This window comes from Paucilactobacillus suebicus DSM 5007 = KCTC 3549, assembly GCF_001434475.1.
Taxonomy (GTDB): Bacteria; Bacillota; Bacilli; order Lactobacillales; family Lactobacillaceae; genus Paucilactobacillus; species Paucilactobacillus suebicus.
Window position 1 is genome coordinate 1 of sequence record NZ_AZGF01000065.1, and the last position, 1799, is coordinate 1799.

General features: G+C 43.5%; 1 protein-coding gene. It reads left to right on the forward strand.

Annotation, left to right across the window (positions count from 1 at the left end):
• Positions 1-118: 118 nt before the first annotated feature.
• A partial coding sequence (locus tag FD16_RS12425; protein ID WP_156403264.1) for a DEAD/DEAH box helicase family protein occupies positions 119-1799 on the forward strand: 1681 nt, incomplete at its 3' end.

Consider the following 1799-nt stretch of genomic DNA (forward strand, 5'->3'; position numbering starts at 1 on the left):
TATACCCTAGTGGCCTAAAAATAAAAAATCAATCTACCAAATTATGAAGTCTAAACGCTAATCTGTTCGCGTATAATAAACTAGTGAGTAATTTAAAGGTGGGGGAAGGAATGTTTTTATGTTGGAACTGTCATTTGAAAAAGAAGTTGTTAAAACCTTAACGACTGGAAGCAATCAATGGGTGGAACGCAAAGACCTATATGGTGCGACCCCGGATCAATTATGGGCTAATTTTCGTGATAAATTAAACAACAATAACTATGCTAAATTACAGGGACACCCTTTAACTGATACCGAATTTAATCAGGTTAAACGGGCGATTGAGGTCCGGACACCTTACGAAGCAGCTAAGTTACTAGCCGCCGAAAATGGCATTGGCAAAGTTGAAGTTGAACGTGATGATGCTAAGCTGGGCACGGTTACGCTCGAGTTGTTTTGGAAAGCGGACGTTGCTGGCGGTAAATCTAGTTATGAAGTGGTACGGCAAGCAGTGCGACCACGGTTAGCTGGTACTCAAGATGTCGATCCTGATCGCCGTTTTGACGTAACCCTATTGATTAATGGGTTACCCTTAATTCAATTGGAACTAAAAAAAGCCACGGTCGAACTTAACCAGGCTTTTAATCAAATTGAAAAATACGCACAGGAAGGTAAATATACGGGAATTTACTCGCTGTTGCAAATGTTTGTGATTATGACGCCGGATAGTACGGCGTATTTTGCGAATGCCGAACCGGATCATTTCAATAAAGCTTTTTTGTTTAATTGGCGGACGCGGGATAATCACCCCGTGGAAAACGGCTTAGCGTTTACGCGCCAAGTCCTTAATATTCCCATGGCCCACAAAATGGTCAGTGAATATACGGTCATCGACCAAGAACGTCAGAGCTTAATTCTCTTACGGCCTTATCAGATTTATGCGATTGAAGCCGTGATGCACCGGATTCATGACCATCAAGATGGCTTTGTTTGGCATACCACGGGTTCTGGTAAAACACTCACCTCATATAAGACCGCTAAATTAGCTGCGCAAGATCCCGGTGTCGATAAGGTCATCTTCTTAGTTGACCGGCGGGATTTAGACGAACAGACAACCAGCAACTTTAGTGCCTATGCTGCCAATGACGATATTGCCATTAACGAAGCCCAAAACACTGGTGATTTAATGCGTAAATTGCAACAAAATGACGGTAAGGTCTTGGTCACCTCGATTCAAAAGCTCCATCGGGCGGTCAAAAAAACGCAAGCCCAGCTGGCAACCGGTAAGCAATCCCGCTTTAGTAAGACTTTAAAGCAACGGGTGATCTTCTTTGTTGACGAAGCCCACCGGTCGCAGTTTGGTAAGATGCAAAAGGAAATTCGAGCAGCGTTTATCAATAGTAACTGGTATGGTTACACCGGCACCCCCATCTTTAATGAAAATAAGAAACAGCTCAAGGGTGATCTAGCGGTCACGACTGAGGAGCTATTTGGTAAAGTCTGTCACGTTTATAACTTGCGAGATGCCTTAGAGGACCAAGCCGTGTTACCGTTTAACGTCGAACATGTAACAACAATTGGCAAAGATACGTTAATAACCCGGGCCCTCGAGAAAGAAACCCAGCGCGTCAAAGCACGTCGCGATAAGCAAGGCCGCCTGCTGAGTACAGCTGATGAAGCAAAAATTCAAGCCAAGATTCAAGCGATGTCAGTCAAGGACTTGGAAGAAACGTATTTAACTCCGGCTGACTTTGAGACTGATGAACATATCCAACAAGTTGTTCAATATATTTTCCTCAATTGTCAAGTTAAGTGCAACA